General features: G+C 49.0%; 6 protein-coding genes and 1 tRNA gene. 3 read left to right on the top strand and 4 right to left on the bottom strand.

Annotated features, from left to right (window positions below; translation table 11 throughout):
* Positions 1–381 precede the first annotated feature (381 nt).
* The 4 genes from ACML7B_RS01285 to ACML7B_RS01300 all read right to left on the bottom strand — a co-directional run bounded on the left by ACML7B_RS01285 (position 382) and on the right by ACML7B_RS01300 (position 4,109).
* Positions 382–469: transfer RNA gene (locus ACML7B_RS01285), tRNA-Ser, on the bottom strand.
* Between the two features lie 39 nt (positions 470–508).
* Positions 509–1,228, bottom strand: a complete 720-nt coding sequence (locus ACML7B_RS01290) for a lysophospholipid acyltransferase family protein (RefSeq protein WP_418539005.1) — start codon at positions 1,226–1,228, stop codon at positions 509–511.
* A 73-nt stretch (positions 1,229–1,301) separates the two neighbouring features.
* A complete protein-coding gene (locus ACML7B_RS01295) occupies positions 1,302–2,786 on the bottom strand; it encodes a DUF4153 domain-containing protein (protein WP_418539006.1) in 1,485 nt (494 codons plus the stop codon).
* A 42-nt stretch (positions 2,787–2,828) separates the two neighbouring features.
* Positions 2,829–4,109 carry a tetratricopeptide repeat protein gene (locus ACML7B_RS01300; protein ID WP_418539008.1) on the bottom strand — a complete coding sequence of 427 codons (1,281 nt, stop codon included), beginning with the start codon at positions 4,107–4,109 and terminating at the stop codon, positions 2,829–2,831.
* 201 nt (positions 4,110–4,310) lie between these two features.
* On the opposite strand from ACML7B_RS01300, the gene ACML7B_RS01305 reads away from it, so the two are divergent.
* The 3 genes from ACML7B_RS01305 to ACML7B_RS01315 all read left to right on the top strand — a co-directional run.
* The gene (locus tag ACML7B_RS01305) at positions 4,311–4,775 is read left to right on the top strand and encodes a C-GCAxxG-C-C family protein (RefSeq protein ID WP_106789344.1); all 465 of its coding nucleotides are present in this window, start codon (positions 4,311–4,313) and stop codon (positions 4,773–4,775) included.
* Between the two features lie 32 nt (positions 4,776–4,807).
* Positions 4,808–5,860 carry a CdaR family transcriptional regulator gene (locus ACML7B_RS01310; protein ID WP_418539009.1) on the top strand — a complete coding sequence of 351 codons (1,053 nt, stop codon included), beginning with the start codon at positions 4,808–4,810 and terminating at the stop codon, positions 5,858–5,860.
* 121 nt (positions 5,861–5,981) lie between these two features.
* The coding region (locus ACML7B_RS01315; protein ID WP_418539010.1) for a glycerate kinase at positions 5,982–6,474 on the top strand (493 nt) is incomplete at its 3' end.

Below are 6,474 nucleotides of genomic sequence, written 5' to 3' on the forward strand. Positions count from 1 at the left end.
AGGCTTAAGATCAAGTTCATCCAGGTCCAAGAAAACTAACTAGCTTCCTTATCCCTTTTACTGTTTTGGGTTCGCCTCAAACTGTCTCGCAGTTCAAAGCGGTTCTCTGAAATCTCTTAAAGAATTTTCAGGGTTGGTGTCTATTGTTCAGTTATCAAGGTTCTTTTTTTGCCGTCCCTCACGGGTCAGCCTAGATATAATATCACTGAATGCTATTCAATGTCAAGACTTTTTCTAAGCTTTTTTTACTTTTTGAACGCATTTTTTTACAGATACTATACCTTGTTTTTTCCGGGTTCTGATACCACAAGATATCCGTCCCGGCCTTGTCAGAGAAAAAACTGTCTGGAACTTTCATTCCAGACAGTCATTCTTGACGAGCGGAGAAAGAGGGATTTGAACCCTCGCGCCGGTTGCCCGACCTACACCCTTAGCAGGGGCGCCTCTTCAGCCTCTTGAGTATTTCTCCAGCAAAGGTAATTATACTAAACCTCTATCTTGTTGTCAATCACTTTTTCCCCATGTTTTCGTGGATCGTCTCCTGTATCCGGTCTTTCACCATAGCGGCGATCTCGTTTGTTTTCAGATCTTTGTAATCTTCATAGAGAAGGGGCTCCAGGAAATGTACCTGGACCGTCACCGGGCTGGTGGTGTTGGTGTCAAAGGGTTTGAAGGAATCAATAAGCGCTACCGGGACGATGGGGCACTTTGCCTTGGTCGCCGCCTTGAAGCTTCCGCCCTTGAATGTCTGTACTTCGTTTCCATTTTTGGAGCGGGTCCCTTCCGCGAAGATCAGATAGTTTCTTCCCTTCTTTACTTCATTTGTTACATTGATGATCACCTGCATGGACTGACGCACGTCCTCCCGGTCGATCATATAGGCTTTCATGCAGGCGAACACCTGCTTGAGGAAAGGAACATTGGCCACTTCCTTTTTCGCCACCACGGAAAACGGCTTCGGACACGCTTCCACCACTGCAAGAACATCATATAACCCCTGATGATTCGGGAAAAACATGAATCCATTTTCTTTCGGAATATTTTCTTCTCCATGGACATCGATATGGACATTCCCGCCCTTGTTGGCCCGCAGGGTGATAAACCGGAGCATTTTGTACTGCTGCTCTTCTGTATATTTGTCCGGATGGCTGGCGTGATAACACAGCTTGCACCACATATAAGGCACCAGCAGGATATTTCTCCATACCATGATTAAAATTCGTTTCATAATAAATACTCCTTTGTAGAGGATTCTTTCCTATTAGTATAAACATTCTCAATTATCTTGTCAAAAAAAGACGTTATTCATACCAGTCATAGCTGTAATCTCTGTGCTCCTCCACGTACTGCTCCGCCGCCAGCTTCGCACGGATCCGGGAGTAATTGGCCTTCCTGAGATAGATCCCCTGGTTCCTCTCAGCGATATCGCAGAAATACTGATACACATCTCCTCTGACATAATCCTCATAACCAGAGAGGTCCATGCCGGCGATCGCCGGGGCTGCGTCTGCCGACAGCCTGGTAAGCAGGTAATAGATATCCTCTTCTTTCATATTTTCCGTATGGGCGATATTATATTCCGCTACGATGGCATCCGGCCTTGCAAGAGAAAGTCCAATATACAGAACACTCACGACTGCTACAATATATCGGAAAAGCGGAAATCTTTCCCGGTAGATATTCACGATCACTCCTGCCATGATAAGACTGAGGGTCAGAAGGAACCACAGCACCAGGATCCGCAGGAACGTAAGATGATAGACCCCCACATACAGGAACATCCGGTAGGCGGCGGACAGGATCATAATATAGGTACATGCCGAGATCACCGTCAGGATGATCTTCAGAGGAAGGCTTTCCTTAAATAAATACAGACACAAAAGTACCATAATAAAATTCACAAAGCTGACGAACAGAAGCTCCCAGAAACCGCCCCTGGCGTACTCCGCATAGGTAAGGTCCGCCGGCAGCCCCACCTGAAGGCCGATGAAGAGATATACGATCTGGATCAGGCAGTACATCAGGTAGATCACACTGATGATACTGGTAAAGGTGATCCCTACTACCGGGTTAAAATACCGGATCTTCCGCCTCTTCTCAATAGGAAAGTTATATTTGCACAGCGCCGCGAAAAAGCCATAGCCAAGAGCAAAGCCAAGAAGAATGGTAAACCCGATGCCAAGTAAATTCGAGAAATTAATATATTTCAGAATTTCTCCAAATATCCTGGAAAACACAAGATCTGATTTCAACAACAGCGGCAGCACCAGGCACAAAATCCCCAGCGCCACAAAGCACCCCACAGCAATGGCCGCCACCGTCTGCTTCTTCTTGCTCTGGCTCCTGGAGAAATATCCCGCCCCATGAGAGAAAGGAAGCGGGAGAGATCCCACCATGGTTCCAAACAACAAGAAGATCCTCTTGAGATACATAGGGAAATTCCAGTCGTGATCATCATAAAACTGATGGATCATCAGCACAAAAAACAGAAGAACGATCCCCAGCAGATTGAAAAAGTGCAGGAAAAAGGAAGTGGTCAGCGCAGTGGAGATCCCCAGCAGAATCATTCCTATTATATATAGAAGAGATCTCTTCTGCAGCCGGAACCGGATCCTGCGCATAAACAGTCCCGCCGTCAGGATTGTAACCGCCACGCACAGAGGAAATGTTACCCCGTGCGTATTTTTATAAAGGCAAAAGGCAAAAACAATCCCGTATAGAATACTGATGCCGCCAAAAAAGCGGTAGTCCTGCCGCATTTTCATGATCAATGGCCTTTCGTTCATAGAATCCTCCTTCCTCGCCGGCCAGATACCCCGGTGATCTTTCTATTTCTTCTTGAGTTCCTTCATACGCCTGTTTGCCTCGTCTATAAGTACGTCGGCATTTTCCCCGGCGGCCCGTGCTTTTTGGGCCCACTCCAGGCTCAGGAGCAGATTTTCTTCCGTGGTGGGAATAAGCAGATAGTAATGGGCCAGCAAAAGCATCCCTTTGGTGTCGCCGCCATCTGCAGCCTGAAAGCATAGAGCGTGGGCTTCTCGGAGATCCTGCTTAACGCCGTGCTCTCCATAGAGATATTCCCGTCCGGCCGCGGCGGCACAGGGCGCGTCGCCAAGGCTTGCCCCGTCAACGAACAGCTGCTGAGCTCTGCGGTGATTGAGATCCACGCCGCAGGTGCCATTGTAATAATGATAGCCCAGATATCGGTATGACTTTGCGTCTTTCAGGCCTATGCCCTCATAGTACCAGCGATGTGCAGCGTCTTCATTGGCAAGTTCCTTGAGACCATAGACCGGATCCTGAAGAAACGCGTATCGGAACGTGCATTTTCTATCCTGCATTTCCGCGCCTTTCCGATAACATTCCAGCGCTTTCCCCGAATCTACGGCTGTACCAATGCCGTCTTCATAAGCAAGCCCCAGATAATACAGACCAAGAGGATCCCCTGCATTGGCGGAAATCTGATACCAGTGGAAGGCTGTGTCCGGATCTGCAGGATGGAGGCCTTCCACCCCAAGCTCGTAATTCAGGCCGGTATAAGCCGCCGCTTTCGCATGGCCCTGCCTGGCGGCTTCCTCATACCACTTGGCAGACATAACCGGATTCTTTACCTGGTTAAAACCAATACGGAAATTTTGCGCCAGAAAATACTGCGCTTTCACATGGCCCTGCCTGGCGGCTTTTTGCAGATACTCATTCACAGGTTCCGGCAGCCACAGCAGACTACGAGGCGCCTTGTAAAAGCAGTATGCCAGCAGATACTGGGCCTCTGGATCGCCATTATCAGCAATGGGCTCCAGAAGAAGACGCGCTATGTTGAAATCTTTATTCTGCCCCATTAATTCTTTTGCTTTCTCTATCCGCTCTGTGGCGTAGTCCGGCTTCTCCTTAACATAGGCACTGGTAATATCATGAACCTGATGTTTCAACTTATAGATCCAGGCTTTGGAAATGGATTCCGTCTCTCCTGTCTCCAAGTCCCTCATCCAATAATTCTGATTATCCTTTTCTCCACCGCATTCGTAGACCTTTCCCTCAATCAGGTAAACCTCAAGCTTGTGCAGCAGACCATGTCTTGGAGTTGTATATTCCATCTCTTCATATTTCATATTTATATCCTCCCGCCACCTGCGATACGTTAATTTTAATATAGCATGAGCAAAGCTAAAATACAATTGATAAGAAACTGACAAAAATCCTTCTTAAATCTTTAAAAAAACTTCCGTTTGAGATAAAATGGGGACAGGGTATTTTCAATCTGGGACGTGGTATTTTTGAAAATACCACGTCCCCAACTAGGAGGTTTTATTATGAACACGAATATTAATATGGAGCAATTACAAAAAGACGCGGTGGACATCTTCCACCAGGGCTTCGCCTGTTCCGAGTCGGTCATCTATGCGCTTCGCAAGAATTTTGAGCTGGAGATGTCCGACGACGCCATCGCCATGAGCACCGGATTCCCCTGGGGACTGGGCGGAGGCGGCTGTATCTGCGGCGCTCTTGCCGGCGCTACCATGGTCATCGGCTACTTCTACGGACGTACCGTGCCGGGAGATCCCAAGAACGTACGCTGCTTTGCTCTGTGCAATGAGCTTCACGACTTCTTCAAGGAGACCTGCGGCGGCACCTGCTGCCGGGTACTGACCAGAGGCATGGAGAAAGACGCTCCGGAGCGGAAAGCCCAGTGTACCAGATTCGTGGAAGCTACCGTGAAGAAAACCGCTGAGATCATCCTGCGGGAGCTGGAAAAGGACGGAAAGATCGAGAAATAAGCTACATAAGGAAAGAAATGGGAGTTACAGCAATGGAAGTATCCAAAACCCTGGCGGCACAGATTGTCCACGCAGTCTATGAAGTGGTAAAAACCGATACCAACCTGATCAGTCCTTCCGGCCATATTGTGGGAAGTACTGATCCGGACCGTATCGGCTCCTTCCACGCCGCCGGGGCTTATGCTGCAAAGACGGGAGCCCCGGTCTTCGTAGATGAAGCGCACCCTTTTGAGGGAGCAAAGCCGGGGATCAACTACCCCATCTTTCTCAACCACGCCCCCATCGCCGTGATCGGCCTCACCGGAGACCCGGAGGCGCTGAAGCCTTTTGGCTTCCTGATCACAAAGATCACCGAGGTTTTTCTGAAGGAACAGCAGTTAAATGAAGAAATGGCGTCGGAATCTCGCGCCCTTCATTATCTCATCACTTCTCTGATCTACGACCGCATCCCGGATCCGGATCAGTTCCAGCTGCTTCTGGATCAGTACGGACTATGCCGGGAGGACTCTCTTGCGGTTCTCGTTATCCGCATGGAAGATTCCTGCCCTGAGCAGGCCCTTCGCTTTTATTTTCAGTCCCTGGGAGTCCGGCTCTCCCATTATTTTTATCCCAATGAATGGATCGTGCTCTTTGACGAGAGCTCCTTTACGTCTTTTTCCGAAAAGGATTTCTCTCAAAAATTCCGGGGACAGCTCCACGCCGGCCTGGGAAATTTCACTTCTCTCTCCCATGCGTCCCGTTCCTACCAGAATGCTCTGGCGGCGCTTCGCCACGCCCTGAACCAGGATCTCGCCTTCTGCGATATCTCGACGCCGTCGGCAGAATATCTTCTGGAAGCCATTCCCGGAGATATGAAAACTCTGTTCGCCAGCCAGTTATTAGACGGACTGACGGAAAAGGAATGTTCCATACTGCGGACCTATCTCTCCTGCAATATGTCTCTGAAAAATACAGCCGACGCTCTTTTTATCCACAAGAATACGCTGCAGTATCATCTGGATCGGATCGCGGAAAAAAGCGGGAAAAATCCAAGAAATTTCCAGGACGCTTTTCTCTTCCAGCTGGCCCTCTTCTGCCATATCTGATTATCTCATTGGTATATATACCAATATTCTTATGCAAATATCAAAGTTTTTCAGTATAAAAACCATGGATTTTCTTTCTCTTTGCGTTATACTATAAGAAATCAAAGAGGAGGTACCTATTATGAAGGTTGTTGTCGCCATTGATTCATTCAAAGGAAGTCTTTCCTCGGCAGAAGCCGGAAATGCAGTAAAAGCCGGAGTCTTATCCGCAATCCCCGACGCCCGGGTGATCGTCAAACCCCTGGCCGATGGCGGGGAAGGAAGCACCGACGCCCTCATTGAAGGACTGGGCGGGACTCGCATAGACTTAGAAGTGACCGGACCCATGGGAACTCCTGTATCTGCATACTATGGATACATCCCGGATCAAAAAACCGCGGTCATCGAGATGGCCAGCGCCGCCGGTATCACTCTGGTCCCGGACGCCGAGAAAAATCCTCTCGCCGCCACCACCTACGGAGTCGGGGAAATGATCCTGGACGCCATCCGGCGCGGCTGCCGCAAGTTCATCATCGGGATCGGCGGAAGCGCTACAAACGACGGCGGCCTTGGCATGTTGAAGGCGCTGGGATTTACTTTCCTTGATGAAAATGGAAATGACGTGGGAGAAGGCG

It is taken from the genome of Massilistercora timonensis, from assembly GCF_048354975.1.
Lineage (GTDB): Bacteria > Bacillota > Clostridia > Lachnospirales > Lachnospiraceae > Massilistercora > Massilistercora timonensis.